Source organism: Yersinia massiliensis (genome assembly GCF_003048255.1).
Classification (GTDB): domain Bacteria; phylum Pseudomonadota; class Gammaproteobacteria; order Enterobacterales; family Enterobacteriaceae; genus Yersinia; species Yersinia massiliensis_A.
Genome location: NZ_CP028487.1, coordinates 1,229,894 through 1,249,130, shown reverse-complemented (window position 1 = coordinate 1,249,130; position 19,237 = coordinate 1,229,894). Strand labels below are relative to the sequence as shown.

Below are 19,237 nucleotides of genomic sequence, written 5' to 3'. Positions count from 1 at the left end.
GGGAATCACAACATTTTATTAAAAAATATTTATCTTAATTGCTCAAATTTATGCACAAATCACATTTATCTGGCTCCACTTACAATTCATCAATAAATTTAAAGCCGACCTTCTTTTTAACAATCGCTGAAGGTTGGCTAATCACATCTGAAACTAAAGCCCTTTTCCCTTTTTTAGCGGCAAAATGAGCAAGTGCTTTGATAGCTGCGGTGCCGGCCCCCCTGATCGCCCCTTCATTTAGCGGGTGCAGCACATATGCGGGATCGGACAGTGACCCCCCAATCCCTAAATCTGTATCATTAATATCAACAGCCAATGTGATACTCACTATCTTCCCTGATAGCCGAACAATGACATAAATATAATCTTCGCGGCTGGTTCTTAACCAACTCTGAATAACATCACTGACAATACGTGAAGCTGGAATAATCGAATCTCTGGCATGAACTACATTGGGTTCAATATCAGAAGAATCATCACTGCTGTCCTCAATAAGTAGAAGAGGCTGACGGTATAGCCGGTGCCATTCTTCTACTGTTGGACTCACATTTTGTCGGGCAGGCAATGTCACATTGGGAGCCCCCGTAATTATTTCAATCTCAAAATTCAGTTCAGGATGTTCAACCCACTGCCCAGCCTGTCTTATTCTGGGAATAGTTTCTGTATAGCTGAAGTTTTCTAATACCAATTCATAACGGCCAAGCAGCAATTCCTGTGACCGCTGTGGTGGGAGTACTGGGGATTCAGTATTATTATGACTCAGATAATTGGCATAACTGAGTTGAGAGAAGTCGAATGCAGTTTTTAAGCGAATCAAATCTTCATCGACATTTTCGGCAATAAAAGCCCCCACACTGCGCACCAGGCGCTTTTCGGCTTCAACATCTATTACAGCATACCCTGTATCCTGATGATGAAGAATACGCTCAATGACTCGTCCAAAATTTTCTGCATTCCAGCCTGATAGGCTATCACCAAATAATAAAGTAAAGGTAGTCAGAATATCCAATGTCCAATTAATACATGCCGGAGAATCATCACGTCGGGTTCGGATATTTGGGAGTAATTGTTCCTTCATCGAAACTTTACAGGCTAAGGCAGTTGCAAGCATCGTTAATGATTGCTTATCCAGACCAGCCTTAATGTAGGTGAGTGTTCCATGAGGTTCTGTTAAAGGAAGTTTAGAAGTAGGCTCACTATTGGAACTAACTTTTGGTAAGGGTTTCGATGAGCCAGAAATTTGTAATATTTTATCACTACTACCATTAAAGAAATCAGATATATTCCTCACAAACCGATCGACCTGATTACATTCTCCTTGCACAATATAGTTGTACATATTGAGAATTGGTATTAGCCAACAAGATGTTTTCCCTGGGATACTACGCTCGGTTCTTTGAACGGCTTTTTCAGCGGCCATCACAATTTTATCTATGATAACTGACTTGTTTCCATTTAAGTTGAAGTTCAAAATAGAAAAGTGAATGTCATCTTTATTGGGATTGAATAAGTATCCAATTATGGGTGATAAATAGAGCATTTCATGATCAAAAGATTCTATAAATTGCGATTCAAAATACCCACCATTGAAACGTGACAATATTGACAACCGATTACTATTACTACTCATTTCATAATAAGCAGCATTACTAATGTAATCATGAATATAATATATAACTCTATCTTTAACTCTGATAAGCCCATTATCAGACAACCAAATTAAATAATCATCATTACCTGTCAATTTAAGACTGATTAATACTTGCTTTGAACCTATCCGTTCATCATTCCAATATTGACCAAAAATACTCTTTATCGGGATGACCATCTTGTTATTGACAACACAAGAACGATCACAAACAAAATTATCTATTTGCGATGCCGTAATACTTGAAATATTAAAAGCCATACCCAGTTCTTTTAAAGTGTCTAACAAAAAATTCTCCGTTAACACAAATCTATCGCCATTGTAACGGTCATCTTTGTAGAGAGTCACTTGCATAGCTGAAGGGACACTAATCGAGCTAATTCTATCATTCAATGAGTCCGAAATATTATGTTTCTTTTCATTATATAGGTCAATTTGTTCATTATCAGAGAGACAAATCGCCTCACCCTCGAAACGATCATACTCATAAAAACAAGCAGAATACCTTATTTTGAAAGAACTTATAATATCGTTGAAATAATTAAAATCAGGATGAGATAAAAAATCAATGTTATTCTTTAGTGTTGTTGAACGACCTGAGAAGTTATCATTCTCATAGATTGAAACGACCATTCCCTCCGGAACATTAATGGATGATATTCTGTCATTCCAACTCTTCATTATACGCTTAACTTCATCACCCTCTGCAGCGCAGATGGACTCCCCTGTATAATTTGAATCCGCATAAAAGCAGACCTTATCTTTTTCGGCTAAAACGTCATAGCTTAAAACCATTAGCAATGAGATAAATAATAGTTGGTACTTATTTTTCATCATTAAAGCCCACCCTATCGTTAGTTAAGGGATATATCTTTATGGAAATAAAGATTACCAGAAACTTAATTAGTCTAGCGAATAAGGGAGTGTTTTTTATATTCCATTTTTTATTACAATAAGTCTGACTTTCAAAAGATCACCAGTACAAGCGCTGTAGTTTTTAACTTAATAAAAAACAGGAGGGTTATTCCACGCGAAAACCCAAATTACTGACTAATCCACTTTCATCTAATACACTAAGTTGATAGTGCCCTGGGCTAGATAATGTTTGTACCCATGACTGATTATTTTCCGTTACTGCAACTTGCTCCCCATTAAGAAACCACCAGTGTTGTCCACTGCCACCTTGGGTAGCCAGACGAAGATCAAGGCTGCTATGACCAGGTAAACGCTTAACAATAGCGCCATCACGCAGACCTAAAATCAGTAATGGGGGAGTGTCGACACCACCTTGTGGTGGGCATTGTGCACTCATTGCTGGTAAGCGTTGTTTGCGACGTTCCGCCACGGGTAACCAAGGTTCAAGGGGTAGCGGCCATAAAGCTATTTGGTGTGGTGTGGCCTGAGGGCAATCTGCCGCCACTCGCAAGCCCTGAGCATCAAGCCATACACTGAGTTGGCTACCTTGCATATTCTCTTGGCCTGCTGCCGCCAATGTGGGCGGCAATGTGCCATCAAGCACCCAGCTCTGGCGACGTTGTCGGCAGTTACTGTCCCCCGCCGCCAGCGGCTGTCCATTTGGCCAACAGATCTCTGCTCGACTCACTGATGCAGGCCGCGGATCCCTCGGTAACTGGCGGCCATTTTGTTGCATTCCCACCAGCAGCAAATTATTGACTTGATTAAGGATTGGAATAGCCGTGGCATAACCAAACTGCCCAGCGACAGGGGTCCCGTCTGGCCGCCCGACCCACACGCCGATGGCATAACGGGCATTGACTCCAATTGCCCACGCATCACGATAACCGTAACTGGTGCCGGTTTTCCAAGCCAATGGTACTGTTGCCGGCAAGCTATCATCCGGCAATGGTCTGCTTTCTCCGGCTAATATTCGCCGGATAATCCATGCCGCACCCGCTGAAAACAGCCGACGTTCCTGCACCTGCTGCTGGGGTTCAAAGCGCAATGTCGCCGCCATACCACCACGAGCAAACGCACTATAGGCGGCAACTAACTGGTCCAATCGTGAGCCCGTCCCGCCAAGAATGACTGCCAGACTCGGTTCACTGTGAGGCGGAAAACGCAAGTTCAGGCCGCCATTGCGTAAATTCGCAGTAAAGCGTTTAGGGCCGTAGGCTTCCAACAATTGCACTGCCGGTAAGTTCAGTGAACGGACCAAGGCTTCGCTGGCACTGACTGGGCCATGAAATCCGGTATCGAAATTACCGGGGCGATAATCACCGAAGCGGCGCGGGACATCTTGCAACAAGGATTCAGCATGGATTAGCCCATCATCCAATGCCATCGCATAGAGAAATGGCTTCAGTGTTGAACCCGGTGAACGCCACGCGCTGACCATATCCACATGGCCGAAGCGGCTGTTATCCTGAAAATCAACCGACCCCAGATAAGCCCGTACATTCATGGTGGTATGATCAACCACCAGCAGCCCCAGCGATGTTTTCTCTGGTAATTGCCGACGCCAACCGGCAGCCATATCTTCCAGTTGGCGCTGCAATGGTGCATCTAACGTGGTCTGAATCACTTCCCGTTGATTGCCTGTACTCAACCGCCGCGCCAGCAGTGGGGCTAATTGTGGCACCTGACGCGGTGCTAACCAGATTTCCTCTTGCTTAATTTCAGCCACATGCTCCGCTGACCACACATGATAATCAGCTAAACGTGTGAGGACTTTATCGCGCGCCGCTTTGGCGAGCAGTGGGTAACGATCAGGGCGTAAGCGGCTAGGGGCTTGTGGCAATACCGCCAACAGTGCCGCTTCTGCGGGTGTTAATTGGGAAGGGGGTTTCCCTAGATAGGTCCAACTGGCTGCCCCAATCCCTTGTAGTGTGCCACCAAAAGGGGCGCGATTCAGGTAGAGTTCGAGAATTTGATCTTTGGAGAAATGCCACTCAAGTTGAAAAGTTCGCCAAACTTGCCGCAACTTACCGGTAAACGTGCGAGGATGCGGATCGATAAGGCGTGCAACTTGCATCGATAACGTACTGCCACCAGACAATATTTTACCTGCGCGCAGATCTTGCCAAACAGCACGGGCCAACGCCAATGGATTGACGCCTGGATGAGTGTAAAACCAGCGATCTTCAAATGTGAGCAGCGCTTGCAGGTAGTATGGCGAAACGTCTTGCAGTTTGACCGGATAGCGCCATACACCTTCGGCATCCGCAAAGCGCCATAAGGGCGTGCCGTCTTCAGCCACCACCACGCGGGCGACCTGAACTTGCGTCAATGGCAATGGCCATAACCTATCTGCCAGCCACAACGTGGCCGGAAGCAATACAGCTATGATGACCATCGCTAGCCACAGGCGGCGATAGCGAGAAAACAACGCAGTTCGCATAACGTGATTCCCCCTTTAGTGCAGCGAGTCGCCAGCCATCAAGGGGGAAAACTTATTTCACAATTTCGAGTTGCATCGGCGTAACACCTAATGCCCGCCAATCCGGCACATACATTGATTCTACTTGCGGCGCGGGCACTTGGTAGATACCCGGTGTGACCGCACGCGCCAGATACAGCAAGGTGGTATGGCGGTAGCCATCAACGCTAACGGCTGCAACATAGCGATCATCACGGAATTCCTGATGCTTAATATCTGACTGCTGCATATCCTGCAATAACTCAGTCACACTGTTGGCGCTCTCGCCCAGACTAGCGCTGCTGTCCCCCAGATTTTGGTTTTCCAGCTCCAAGCCCGCAGGCAGTAAATCTACCACCAGTGCATCCGGTACGCGCTGATCAGCCCACACATCGAGATGCACCAGCACCAGTTCACCACTTTTCAGTTGCGATAGCTGTAACGGCTTGCCATCAAGCCCGATATAACTGCGGTTGATATGGAGGTTGCGACTAAACGGGACTGGTGTTTGCTGCGGATAACCCACCACATCGACGCGGCTGTACAATGGAATATCACCACGGTTTTGCAGTTGCATCCCTTCAGCCAGTTGTTGCGCCGACCAGTTTTGGTTCAATGCACTACTTTGCGTCAGCGTGGTACTGTTCTCGAGTGATGCCGTCTGCGGTGCTATCGCCAGTTGCCATGGTGTCTCGGCCCCACTCATGAGTGTGCGGCCCGCTAAGAACAACGCATTGCTTTCTTGGGTGGAGAGATAATTACGGCCTACCAGCGCATCGGATAGCGCCAACAAACGCGTATCTCGCGCTTCTGGCAGTAAATTGTTGTCGGTTAATAGTGCCAAAATCAGCGCATCATCACGCACTGAACTGCCGTAATCTTCCAGCCAATAATCCTTATCGCTACGCTGGGTATTCAGCCCTTGTGTGATGGCTTCTTTGGCTCGTGGCATATCGCCCATCAACTTCAGTGCGACCCCCAACTGTACCAGTGGCAGACCTGAACGAGCGTCATTGCTGCGGGTATACAATTGGCGCAATGCTCCCAGTGATGCCTGCTGCTGCTGCGCGAGCACTAAACCGGCATAGGCTTGCACGGCAAAACGGGTGTGTTTGGTTTGCTCACTGTAGCGAATTTCAATCTGGTTAGGATCTTGCAAATAGCGCTGCAAGCGTGCATTGGCGGCGATTAATGCGGCCGCGGGCACACTGTAACCCTGTTGGCTTGCGCGATACAGGAAGTCAGTGGCATAAGCCGTCAGCCAAAACTCTTCAGGGCTGTCATTGCTCCACAAACCAAAACCGCCGTTATATCGCTGCATACTGAGCAAATGCTCAATCCCTACATCGATCGTTTGGCGTCGTTTTTCATCACTATCCGCCTTAATCCCTAGCGCGGTGAGTTGCGCGTGGTTGCTGTACAGCGAAGGATATAATCCGCTCACCGTTTGTTCCAGACAGCCATACGGATAAGCGTATAACTCACTGATATAACGCGCCAAATTGAGCGGTGGACGGCTAGTCACCAACAGTTGTCCTTGCAGCGTTTCTGGCGCTAATCCCGCTAGGGCTTCCGCTGGCAGACTCCAACTTTCGCCACTGCGCAGTACATTGGCGAAATGACGAGTTTGAGCAGGATAGGCTGGGCGCACACCAATTTTCCAATGATGTTGATAGTCAGCCAGTTTCTCGCCCGGCAATACCATACCCTTGATGGTCAAGCCAATATCACCCTGCCCAAAACCGTTCAACGCTCGAACCGGAATCAATACCGTTTTACGTTCACCATTAGCCAGCGTGACCGTTTGAGTGGGTTCGCCTTTTAACGCCAATAAATCGCTGGCGGCGAGATTGAGTAAAAGAGTTTGAGGCTGGCCGGATAAGTTACTGAGATCTAACGCCAGCTCAGTGCTATCGCCGCCAGCCAAGAAGCGCGGCATAGCCAACTGAGCAATCAATGGCGCGGCAACCACCACTTTAGACTCCGCCTTACCGAAGTCTTCCTGACTCCAAGCTTGCGCCATCAAGCGCAGTTCACCGTTGAAATCAGGGATCGCCAATTCGACCGTGCCTTCACCTTGCGCATTAAGTGTGACAGGTTGAGCTTGCTGCGCCACGATGGTCACTTCAGTGATCGGCTTTTTACCGCCACGAGATAGTGCATCTTCGTCATCACCATCACCACCAAACCGCAAGCTGGCTAAACGGCCCTGCCCTTCAATCAATTGCCCGTAGACATCGTATTGATCAGCACTGTAACGTTTACGACCAAAGAAAGCATCGTAAGGGTCCGGCGTGGTGTAATCGGTAATATTTAAAATTCCGCTATCAACAGCAGACACCAGCACTTGCACTTTTTCAGGCAACGGCGCCCCCGTTCGTTCAGCTTTCACTTTCACCGTTAAGGTTTGGTTTGGCCGAATGCGCGCAGGCGCGTCTAATTGCAGCGCTAACTTACGGGTTTCATCGACTAACGGCAGATGCAGCAAACCAATGGCCCGTTTGGGGGTCGATTGCTGAGCTTTGTCACCGGGTCGGATCACCGTGGCACTGAGATATAAATCATGGCGATTCCAACCGTGGTTAATCGGCACTTCAACCTCGGTGCCCCCTTCAGGAATAGTCACTTCTTGCCACCAGAGTGGGCCATCGCTGGACTCCACCAATAGGTAGCCATTCCCCGCGGCAGGCGCTTGAATGTGCAATTTCACTTTTTCGCCGGGGCGATAAGCCGGTTTATCCAGCGTCAGTTTCACTTGGTCCGGCCGTACTGCGCCACTGCCTGAGGTATTATCTTGCCAACTGTAACCGGCCCAGAAGCGCGAACTGCTCACCAGCTCATTATCTGGATTGCTCACCTCAACACGGTATGCGCCCCATTCCACAGGGAAGCTCACTTTCGCACTACCATTGGCGGCAATATTGACCGTTTGTTCAGCCAGTTGGAGATCTTTTTTATCAAACAGTGACTGCCAGCCATCGCTTTCTGACCACTGCCAGTAATAATCGCGGCGCTCACGCACCAACTTAACTTTCAAGCCATCAACCGCGAGCTTTTCACCGTCGGCATTGGCATAAACGATTTCAAAACCTGCTTGCGTGTCTTGGTCGACCATCGCTTGTGACTTATAGCTGTCACTGCGGTAATCATACACCTGCTGTTTATTGAACAGTGGGCGAATACCGGCCAGCGCTTCGGCAGGCCACACGGCTTGTTCTGCGCGGCGAGTCACCGGTCGGCCGCCTGATTCCAACAAACTGGCCTGTAAAATCACTTTTAGTGGCGACTGAGCATTTTGCCAGTTGTTCTCTACTTCGACATCCGTTTGGCCGTCGCTGTCGAGCGTGGTATCGAACTCATCTAAAGTCCGTGACAGGTTTTCTTCGATAATCGAACCAAATTCAAAACCGGGTAATGACGCAACAGCTTCACGCTGCGGGCGCAAGAACAGTTGGCCTTGTAGGCGGTTGCCAGAAGCCGGAGCACCGTATAAATAGCGGCCTGTGATGGCAAAACTCGCTTCACTGTCGGTGGCAATGGGCTCTTTACTGGCGCTAATGTCCAACGCCATACGCTCAGGCAGGAAATCTTCCACTTTGAATTTGTACAAACGCGGCTGGTTATCACCCAAGTCAAAACGCAGCGACCACTCACCCGTCGGGCCAGCCTCTGGAATGGCGTATTGATACTGATATAGCCCCTCTTGCGGCTGCCAGACAAAACTACGCACCACTTGGCTATCAGGCTTGAGGATATCGACTTTAACCGGTTGCGTGGTTAACGGTTTCCCGTCTGCATCGCGCAGTAAGCCATTGACGATTAAGGTTTCACCGGGACGATACAAATCACGGGGACCGAAGGCAAAGAACTGCTTCTGGAAACCTTCCGGCCCCGCGATATCAAATTCAGCCAGATCCAGCGCGGGTGCATTGAGGTCAATCAGGCTGGTTTGCCCGTTCTGCGACGCCAATAACAGCTTCGCTTTGGTATTTTTCTCCAGTTGCGCATGGCCTTGCCCGTCCGTTTCGGCCTGTACCAGCACTTGGCCTTTGTCATCTAATAGTTGCAATGACACGCCTTTCATGGCGGATCCACCTGCCAGCGCTTGCGTGAAGACATCCATCCGGTTGTGGTAGCTGTGTAGCGAAACGCCTATATCACTGAGTGTAAATAAGGTGGCCGCATTGGTGTAACTGTAATGCCCGGCTTGTTGCATCACTGCCAGATAAACGCCAGATTCTTGCAGCGGCTTAATATCCGCCAGTGGTAGCAGCAGTTTTTCACGGGTATTGACGGCAGGATTGAGGTCAAAACGGCCGGTATAGACCAAATCAGCCATTTTCAACAGATCGTCTGACTCCCAGTTAGAGAGTGCACTGCGATACTGCCAAGTGGCGAGGAAGTTAGCCAAGCTATCTTGCTTAATGCGGAAGAAGTTCACATCAACATTATCGACATTCAGTGCCATCACCGGCAGGCCTTGTGCCAGTTTAGCGGGCAGCAAAGAACCGCGGCTGGCAAAGCCGACACTCGGTTTGATATCACGGGTGGTGATTTGCTGCTGTTGTTGCGCACCAAGCTGAGCACCCCCTACTCCTTTTAGCGTGCTATCAACAGTTAACAGCAATTTGCGCTCAGGTTTGAGGTGACGTAAACGCAGCTCCATCAAGTTGTCTGATAGCTCCCAGCCACCGTCAATTTTGCCGCTGACGGTATCCACCAGATGCACTTGTGAAGCGAAGTCCTGATTTGGGTCCAGCGGTTGTGAGAAGGTCAGCACCATGGCACTGGCCCCATCGAGTTGCAGTTCAGAAGCATCCAGCAAGGTGAGCGGCTGATCGGCATGGCGTTTGGCTAATTCTGCCAATGTCGCCGCATCTTTTGCTTTGCTCACCGGAGTATCGGGAGTAGAAGCTGTAGCCTGCGTTGTAACTGGCGCAGGTGCAGTGACTGTTTCATCTTTACTTTTACTGTCATCGCAACCCGTTAAAAGTAATGTGGTACTTAATAACACACCACTGACGAATGTCGCTGTCCGGTGCCCTTTCATGAATGAGATTAACCGCTGCAAACCGATGTTATTCATATCTTGCTCCCTGGCTGATAGCAGGATTATAGCATTCGTCTGAAAGGTAATATAGCTACATAGCCATGAGAGTTTTCTCAGCACAAATGAGATTAAATTTCACTAATTTCTATTATTACTTTTTATGAAAAACTCGGAAATTGCATTTAATATTTTTTTGATAAAATTTTAAATTAATTAAAATCCAAAATTGATAGACAGAAAAATTAAGAATTAAATTAATATGAATCAATAAGTTAAACGCAGACACCCTTACTAACAAATAGAAAATAAAATCAAATAAATATAAACAAAAGAAATTAATGTTTTAATAACTAGGCTATCGACCTTTAATTCCTTATATTCCTCCCAACATTTTTACTTTGTTATTTTCATTAAGTCTTTCAAATTCACTTGTATGTAGGAAATTATAAAATCATGAATCATCGCAATACATTAAATACGCGCTTATTACCTTTATCTATTTTGATCTCTTCGCTGATAGCATCTGGAACAACTTCGGCTACATCATCGATACCAACAAAAAATAATATTTCTCCAAATGGCCCTCAGGTAAGTGCAAGCAATGTCACTCAGGTGCCGACAGGCAGCTTTCAACGTATAGCTAATGGTGGAAGTTTCTTTATTGGCCATAGCCCAGCGGCGAGCACGAAATCTTCTGCTGATGTATCAATGAAAGATATCTTCCCTGCCGGAGTGCCGATTACGCCCGAGATGATCGAAGAAGCTAAGCTTCAGATTAAGGAAGTAAAAGCGAGTAACGAGCAGACTATAAAAGATTATGAAGACCAAATCTCCAAGTCAGCACCCGACGAGAAAGCACAAGTAACTAAAAAATTAGCCAAAATTAAAGATAGTAATAATAAAGAAATGGCGAAGTTAGAAGCTACTCTGGCCTATGCAGTAGATCCAAGCACTGAGAATAAAAATAAGCTCACTGCAGCTAAAAAAGATGTTTTTATTAGCAAAATCAATCCTAACGGTGAGTTCACAACTATAGAAGCAGAGTTGCTAGTTACCGCACACTTAACCAATGATTTAACAGGACTTCCGTCAGAACTTAAACTGAAAGTAGAAGCCCTCCAAAAGCTGGATAACTATCTTAAGCAAGGTGTCATTACCCAAGAACAGAGAGAGAAGCTAGGCGCCAACTTAAATGATAAACAGTCAGCCATTGCAGATACTGTTGCCTTTGGTAAACAAGTTACCAGTAGTACCCACGATGTCGCGGATAAAAGTAAGATTATTGCCGGCGTTATTACAGACAATGGCAAAATAGACCTTGCAGCAGGTGCACATGCCTTTGAAACCGTGATCACCGAAGGCACTATGATTAGTCGCGGTGGTAAGGACTTCAACACGCTGGTTGGTGCTAAAGGCCTGTTAGAATTGGCAGGAACCGACAAAGATAACATCGCTACATCCCATAACGCGCAAGTACGTGAAGGCGGTAAAGTCACGGTTGGTGAATTTGCTAAAATCAATAACCTGAACAGCACTAAAGGTGAGATAGAACTTAAAACCGGTGCCAGTGCCTCTAATACCACTATTGATGGCGGTACGCTGGCGATTAAAGCTGGTGCTAAAGCAGAAAGAACAACGCTAATTGGTGCGGTTCTGGATTTGATTGAAGGCGCAACGGCTAACCACACGATCGTTGGCGCTGGCAGTATTTTTACGCTTAAAAACAATGCGACCACCTCTGGAGCAATGTTGGAAGCTGACTCGAGTCAGTTTGTATTAGAGAGCGGTGCATCAGCTATCTCATCCACGCTAAATAACGGTGTAATGACTGTTAAATCTGGCGCTAGTGTTAAAGATACGACTCTACAAGGTAGCGAAGGAAGTGAACTGATACTCGAATCAGGAGCCAAAGCTGAAAAGACGACAATGCATGGTCGAGTGAACGCATTCACCATTCAATCGGGTGCAGAAGCACTTGACACTCGTTTGTACTTTGCCGAATTAAGTCTAGCAAATGGTGCGAAAGCTGATGGTACCTTGCTGCTTGAGGGCTCAAGCTTCACTCTTTTAGACGGCGCAGAAACTAAAGATACCCATGTTCATAACGGCACATTTTTTATTAAAAAGAATGCAATAGCGAATAACACGATATTGAATAGAGGCGAATTCATCGTTAATGAAGGCGCAACTGCCAACAACACCACGGTTAAAGGCGGTAAATTCTACGTTGCTAAAGGAGCCGCTACTAATAACACCACAGTTAATGGCGGTCAGTTCGACCTTGCGGGTACGGCTAACGACACGATACTGAACAGTGGCGAATTCACGATTACTGATGGAGCCACTGCCAATAACACCACGGTTAAAGGCGGCAAATTCAACGTAATGGCGCGAGCTAGAGCGATGAAGCTTGAGCTGGAAAATGGTATTGCCATGATTGCCGGTCAGCTTGAAGACGCAACCTTAAATGGTGGTTCTGCTATCTTCGATAAGACAGCGGAAATTAGCGGCACCATTAATAGCAATACCAACAATGTTCTCAGCGTGTATGAAGGCGCTAAAACGGCAGATGTAGACCTAAACTTAGGTGGCAACTTGCAATTGATTGGCGCAAATGCACCACAGTCTGCGTTCCACCGTGCTGCAATGACAAATCCTGCACAGTTTGCCTTTAAAAATGTGACGCTGAACGGCGGCACAATTGATATGAGCAGCACTAATACTCAGTTGACCATGGCATCACTGGCAGGCAATGGTAACTTTACCCTCGCGTCATCTCTGTACAACCAAGCAAATGCGCCACTGAATGTCTTGGGTGATGCTAATGGTACATTTGATATTCAGATTAAGGACAATGGGGTCGCACCAACTAACCTGAAACTTATTGATGTACAGGGTGCAAACAATGCGCGCTTTACACTCAACAACGGTGCAGTGAACTTGGGTAACTACCTGCACACACTCGTTAGCGATGGCCAAGGTGGTTTTAAACTGGTGGCTGACCTCACCAAGTTGACGCCAAGTACCGCGGGTGTTTTGGCTGTTGCTAATACCTTGCCAGTTATCTTTAACGCTGAATTAAGTTCCATTCAAAATCGTTTGGATAAGCAAAGCACCTCCGCCAATAAAAGTGGCGTATGGGTTAATTACCTGAATGATAATTTTAAGGTCAGTGGCACGGCGGCGAATTTCGACCAAAAACTTAGTGGCATGACCTTCGGTGGTGATAAAGCCATTGAGATTGGTGATTCGGTGCTCAGTATCGGTGGTTTCGGCAGTTACAGTAACTCAGATATCAAATCTGATTACCAAAGCAGCGGTAGTGTGAAAAGTAACTCACTGGGTGCTTATGCGCAGTATTTAACCAACAACGGCTATTACCTGAACGGTGTGTTGAAGGCCAACCAATTTAAGCAGAAGTTGAATATTGCCTCGCAAAGTCATAGCGCAAATGGTAATGCCAACGTCTCCGGTCTGGGGATCGCGGTTAAAGCGGGTAAACATATCAATCTTGATGCGGCGTATATTTCTCCTTATGTTGCACTGAGCACCTTTACTTCAGGTAAGAATTCGTCCGAGTTGTCTAACGGCATGAAAGTAGAGAACAAAGGTTCGAGCAATACAACGGGGACTTTGGGTATGAACGCAGGCTACCGCTTCGTATTGAACAACGGCGCTGAAATCAAGCCATATGCACTGTTGTCTGTTGATCAAGACCTGAAGGCAAGCAACGATGTGATGATCAACAGTGAAATGTTTGATAACAGCCGTAAAGGAACTCGAGTCAATGCCGGTCTGGGTGCTAACGTGAATGTGACGAAAAACCTGTCTGTCGGTTCTGAAGTCAAGGTGTCTAAAGGCAAAAACGTTGATACGCCGGTCACCATCAACCTTGGTGTCGCTTATACCTTCTAAGTTGAACGCTAAGTTCTTCGTGTAGCCATAGAACTGAGTGTTGATATACGATTTATTGCCATAACACAATTTATTGTGATTAAAAAAGGGAGCCATTATGGCTCCCTTTTTATTAGTCGTTTTTGGCTTACCTATGAGTAATGGAAATTAGCGCTGCGATGCAATCCACTCACACAGTACCACCGTCCATAAGCACTGCACGGCACTCCATTAATCCTAATGGCTAGTAGACGGAATGACATTCCTCAGCCAACTGCCCCATCTGCGCTGGTAAAATGCTTGGGTATGGGTCATCAGATAATGGCTAACACCCCGTTCTTTCTCGCTAACCAGACAAAAATCGACAGGGCTATCGTCCGGTGCGTAGTCACTGGCGACATTACCGGCCTCTTGAATCAGCTGGTCAATCTCATCTTCAGTACCATCCACTTCTAGCCCAACCAGTAAGTTCGGTTTCTCGTCCACATGCTTATCATGCATCAGCGCCAAAAATGCTCGCCGCACGGGTTTACGCTGGCTGAATAACTGTATCAGCGCGTCAACCATCGCTGTAGGGTACTCTTCAGGTTGCCCCAGCAAGATTTGGCTCTCTTTATCGACTGTCATTTCCGCAGGTTGAGCGACACCACCATTTTCCAACAGCATCGCCACTTCTTGCGGCCAAAACTCTTTGCCATGCTCTGATTTTGGATTCAAAAACAGGTGTGCGCCCTGTGTCATTTCAAATAACACTCGCACCGGCATCGCGATAAAAGGCTGTTTTTCGCTGTTGATAGGTTGGTCTTCGGCGAGATCCAGCGCCTGTTGCAACACCTCTATCGAGGTGAAGAAGGGAATAACAGATTCACCGTCCTGTTTTTCCCAATGCAAAATATTCACCCCATTAGCCGCCGTGAATGTCATTTCATCGTCTTCGTCACTTTGCGCTGAGTTATCCACCAGCACTAAGACGGTGGCATCCAGCAAAGCGCGGAAAAAAGCGATGCGATGAATCGATGTCGTCGCGGCCAGTTTTAGCAGCGATTCTAAACTTTGGTCATCATCATGATGGTGATGATCGTGGTTATCATCAATGGGGGGTTGCGGCAAACTCATGCTCTACTCCAGTAATACGATCGAACAGTGGGGCGCAAATAGCGCCCCACTAGCATCTAACAATACTGATTGAAGGGGAAGTGTGCCGTTCGGGTCGTAGCGACGTAAGCCGCCGGAATGCCCGTAGGTGCGCTAGCCCCTTCATTCACTCAATGACTATTTTGCTCTCGCTAACAACAAATTGGCAATGGTACGCACCCCTAACCCTGTCGCACCGGCAGACCACTGATCAACTGCCCCTTTACGGTAAGTAGCTGAGCAATCAATGTGTAGCCAACCTTGCTGGTAATTTTTCACAAAATGCGACAAGAAGGCTGCGGCAGTACTGGCACCCGCACTGTAAGCGGCACCCGCCACATTATTCAGTTCAGCAAAATTAGAAGGTAGCTGGCTACGATGGAATTCGGCCAACGGTAAACGCCAGAAGGGTTCATGCTCACTCTTCGCGCTGCTTAATAGCTCTTGCGCCAGCTCATCATCAAAGCTGAACAATGCATGATAATCATTACCCAAAGCGGTTTTTGCTGCACCGGTTAGGGTTGCTGCATCAATAATCAAGGGGGCTTTTTGCTCAGAAGCATCAATCAGGCCATCGGCCAAGACCAAACGCCCTTCAGCATCGGTATTCATGATCTCGACTGTTTTGCCATTACGGTAGCGAATGATATCGCCCAACTTAAAGGCATTGCCGCTCACCATATTGTCCGCGCAACAGAGGTAGAGCTTCACGCGCTCTTTTAGCCCGCGAGCCACCGCCAATGCCAATGCACCGGTCACGGTTGCTGCGCCACCCATATCGGATTTCATGGAATCCATAAATGCGCTCTGTTTCAGGCTGTAACCACCTGAATCGAAAGTAATTCCTTTCCCCACTAAGCAGGCCATAACGGGTGCATCTGGATTGCCGGTCGGGTTATAGTCCAACGCCAAGAGCACCGGTGCGCGATCAGAACCACGCCCAACGGTATAAATCCCAGCGTAGCCTTGCTCACGTAAATCTTCACCTTTAGTGATACGGTAGGTGACCGCATCGCAGGAAACGGCACACATCAAATCAATGGCATTTTTAGCCAGTTGCTCGGGCCCTAAGTCTTCTGCTGGCGCATTAATGGTGTCGCGTACCCAGTCGATAATTTTAAGGCGTTGTTCAAGTTCAGTTTTTTCATTCTCTGGCAGTTCTGCCCACTCAACGCTGCGCTGACCTTTTGGCCCACGGAACCCTTGCCAGAATGCCCAGCTTTGCTCCAGCCCCCAGCCTTCACCGGCCAGCTTAACCTGCTTAATCCCTTGCCCATCAACCTTGCGGGCAGCACGTTGGATAGTACTTAACTTGTCGTTAGCACTCAGATGGATAGTCATACCTTCTGTATTGGTACTGAGTAGCGCTTTCTCGCCCCAGCGAGCATCTGCTGGGCTATCGGATAAGGAGATTTGCATCATTTCTGTTGTCATAGACGACCTCGTCATTATTATTTTTTGCTGTTAGTCAGCTGATTATACGTGGCACTGTGTAAGCCACGGCGAAACAAAATTTTCTATCGAACGATCAAGCTGTTCTATCGAACGATCTAACTTTTCTAGCAAACACTTTACGCTAAAAAGTGCCATCGGTTAGATATAAAGTAGCGGATAAAAAGTAACAGAAAGAAAAAAGTAGCAGAAAGAAAAAAGGCCGCTTACGCGACCCTTATCTGCTTACTCAAATTCATCTAACCAGACCAATAAGATAGCTTCTAGCACTTTTTCATTCGATCCCTGCGGATCGTCATCAAAATCTTCCAGATCACAAATCCACTGATGCATATCAGTAAAACGCACCGTTTTAGGATCGGTCTCTGGAAATTGGTCGTATAGGGCTTCACCAATCTCGCGTGTATCTTGCCACGTTAAGCTCATTTTAGTGCTCCCGCGCATGGTTAATCGTATAGCGAGGGATCTCAACCACCAGATCTTCGTCAGTCACTCGTGCCTGACAGCTCAAGCGGCTTTCCGGTTCCAGCCCCCAAGCTTTGTCTAACATGTCATCTTCCAATTCGCTGCTTTCTGGCAGGGAATCAAAACCCTCTCGTACCACACAGTGGCAAGTGGTGCAGGCACAAGATTTCTCACACGCGTGCTCAATATCGATACCATTGCGCAAGGCGACGTCCAGTATCGTCTCACCTTGGGTTGCTTCCAGTACTGCTCCATCCGGGCAAAGGTCTTTATGGGGCAGAAATACTATTTTGGGCATGATTAAACCTCATCCACTGAATGGCCAGCCAAAGCACGGCGAATGGAGTCATCCATCCGGCGCGCGGCAAAATCTTGCGTTTGTGCATCTAACGCCTTGATCGCAGCTTCGATTGCGTTCGGGTCATTGCCCTGCATCTGCTGCTGTAATAACGTCATCGCTTGAGCGATAGCCGTACTTTCTTGCTCACTGAGTAATGCGGCGTCTTGCGCCAATGCGCCTTGCAAACTTTCCAGCACACGGGCAGCTTCGACGCGTTGTTCCGCTAACTTACGCGCACTGATATCTTCATGCGCATTCGCCATCGAATCTTTAATCATATTGGCAATTTCATCATCCGTTAGCCCATAGGAGGGTTTCACCTGAATCGATGCCTCAACGCCAGTGGATTTCTCCATTGCCGTGACACTTAATAAGCCATCTGCATCCACTTGGAAAGTGACGCGAATATGCGCGCCACCCGCAGGCAGCGGCGGCAAGCCACGTAAGGTGAAACGGGCTAATGAACGGCAGTCTTGTACCAGTTCACGCTCACCTTGTAGCACGTGAATCATCATCGCGCTTTGACCATCTTTAAAGGTGGTGAATTCTTGCGCGCGGGCAGCAGGGATAGTGGTATTACGTGGGATCACTTTCTCCACCAATCCCCCCATCGTCTCCAGCCCCAATGAGAGTGGGATAACATCCAGCAACAGCATGTCGCTATCGGGTTTATTTCCCACCAGAATGTCGGCCTGAATCGCGGCACCAATAGCGACCACTTTATCAGGATCAATGGAAGTCAGTGGTGTGCGGCCAAAGAACTGCCCTACTTGTTCACGCACCAGCGGAACACGGGTTGATCCCCCCACCATAACCACTTGCAGCACTTCGTCAGCAGTGACACCTGCATCTTTCAATGTGCGACGACAAGCCATTAATGTACGTTTGACCAGTGGGGCGACCAAAGCCTCAAACTGTGCCCGCGTGACCTGCCCTTGCCAACCCGCCACAGAGACGTCGGCAACATCGGCATCACTCAAGGTAATTTTGGCCGCAATGGCCGCATCAAGAAGTTGCCGCTGAATACCATGATCAGCGCGGGAATCGATGCCTGCTTGCTCACGCAGCCAGTCTGCCAATAGATGATCGAAATCATCACCACCTAATGCAGAATCACCACCCGTGGCCAGCACTTCAAACACACCACGGCTAAGGCGCAAAATAGAAATATCGAAGGTACCGCCCCCGAGATCGTAAACGGCAATCACCCCTTCTTGGCCTGAATCCAGACCGTATGCGATTGCCGCTGCCGTAGGCTCATTCAGCAAACGCAGCACATGCAGCCCAGCCAAACGCGCGGCATCTTTGGTGCCTTGACGCTGCGCATCATCAAAATAGGCAGGGACAGTGATCACGACACCATCAAGTAAGCCTTCCAGCGCAGCTTGTGCACGTTGCGCCAACGCTTTCAGGATATCCGCAGACACTTGGATAGGGTTGACCCATCCAGCCGCGGTCTGGATCATCGGTAAGCCGTTTTCGCTCGGTTGGAATTGATAAGGCAGATTGGGATAACGCTGCACAATATCGGCCAAAGAGCGGCCCATCATGCGTTTGACGGAACTGATCGTATTGACTGGGTCCTGCGCGGCGAACTCACGCGCATGCCAACCGACATCAATACCATTTTGTTGATAGTGCACCACAGAGGGCAAGAGGTCCCGCTGCTGTTCATCGACCAGCGTTTGCGCTTTACCGCTACGCACGGTTGCAACCAAAGAGTTGGTAGTGCCTAAATCTATCCCAGCAGCCAACCGACGTTGATGCGGGGCCGCCGTTAAACCAGGCTCACTAATTTGTAATAAGGCCATGTTGAGCTTCCATCAATCATGAGTCTATAGCTATACCGGTGATAAATTACAGGCCATATATAGCTAT

The 19,237-nt window shown here is 47.8% G+C and carries 9 protein-coding genes; 1 reads left to right on the top strand and 8 read right to left on the bottom strand.

Features of this window, described 5'->3' with window-relative positions; translation table 11 throughout:
- Positions 1 to 79: 79 nt before the first annotated feature.
- The 3 genes from DA391_RS05740 to DA391_RS05730 all read right to left on the bottom strand — a co-directional run bounded on the left by DA391_RS05740 (position 80) and on the right by DA391_RS05730 (position 10,110).
- The gene (locus DA391_RS05740; protein ID WP_050874059.1) at positions 80 to 2,485 is read right to left on the bottom strand and encodes a peptidase inhibitor family I36 protein; all 2,406 of its coding nucleotides are present in this window, start codon (positions 2,483 to 2,485) and stop codon (positions 80 to 82) included.
- Between the two features lie 184 nt (positions 2,486 to 2,669).
- Complete coding sequence (gene pbpC, locus DA391_RS05735; protein ID WP_050081964.1) at positions 2,670 to 5,006, bottom strand: peptidoglycan glycosyltransferase PbpC; 2,337 nt, start codon at positions 5,004 to 5,006, stop codon at positions 2,670 to 2,672.
- Between the two features lie 52 nt (positions 5,007 to 5,058).
- Positions 5,059 to 10,110 (bottom strand): alpha-2-macroglobulin family protein, encoded by a 5,052-nt coding sequence (locus tag DA391_RS05730; protein ID WP_108087441.1) that lies wholly within the window; start codon positions 10,108 to 10,110, stop codon positions 5,059 to 5,061.
- A 417-nt stretch (positions 10,111 to 10,527) separates the two neighbouring features.
- Here DA391_RS05730 and DA391_RS05725 point away from each other — a divergent pair, with 417 nt between their 5' ends.
- Positions 10,528 to 13,989, top strand: coding sequence for an autotransporter outer membrane beta-barrel domain-containing protein (locus tag DA391_RS05725; protein WP_108087440.1), 3,462 nt, complete (start codon positions 10,528 to 10,530; stop codon positions 13,987 to 13,989).
- A 216-nt stretch (positions 13,990 to 14,205) separates the two neighbouring features.
- Here DA391_RS05725 and sseB read toward each other — a convergent pair whose 3' ends face one another.
- The 5 genes from sseB to hscA form a co-directional block, all read right to left on the bottom strand.
- Positions 14,206 to 15,084 carry an enhanced serine sensitivity protein SseB gene (sseB, locus tag DA391_RS05720; protein ID WP_050286246.1) on the bottom strand — a complete coding sequence of 293 codons (879 nt, stop codon included), beginning with the start codon at positions 15,082 to 15,084 and terminating at the stop codon, positions 14,206 to 14,208.
- Positions 15,085 to 15,240: 156 nt separating this feature from the next.
- Positions 15,241 to 16,536 (bottom strand): aminopeptidase PepB, encoded by a 1,296-nt coding sequence (gene pepB, locus DA391_RS05715; RefSeq protein WP_050081971.1) that lies wholly within the window; start codon positions 16,534 to 16,536, stop codon positions 15,241 to 15,243.
- Positions 16,537 to 16,779: 243 nt separating this feature from the next.
- Positions 16,780 to 16,980 (bottom strand): Fe-S cluster assembly protein IscX, encoded by a 201-nt coding sequence (iscX, locus tag DA391_RS05710; protein WP_050081972.1) that lies wholly within the window; start codon positions 16,978 to 16,980, stop codon positions 16,780 to 16,782.
- A gap of 1 nt (position 16,981) precedes the next feature.
- Positions 16,982 to 17,317 carry an ISC system 2Fe-2S type ferredoxin gene (gene fdx, locus DA391_RS05705; protein ID WP_004713939.1) on the bottom strand — a complete coding sequence of 112 codons (336 nt, stop codon included), beginning with the start codon at positions 17,315 to 17,317 and terminating at the stop codon, positions 16,982 to 16,984.
- 2 nt (positions 17,318 to 17,319) lie between these two features.
- On the bottom strand, positions 17,320 to 19,170 hold the full coding sequence (gene hscA, locus DA391_RS05700) for a Fe-S protein assembly chaperone HscA (RefSeq protein WP_057650097.1): 1,851 nt from the start codon (positions 19,168 to 19,170) through the stop codon (positions 17,320 to 17,322).
- Between the last annotated feature and the right edge of the window lie 67 nt (positions 19,171 to 19,237).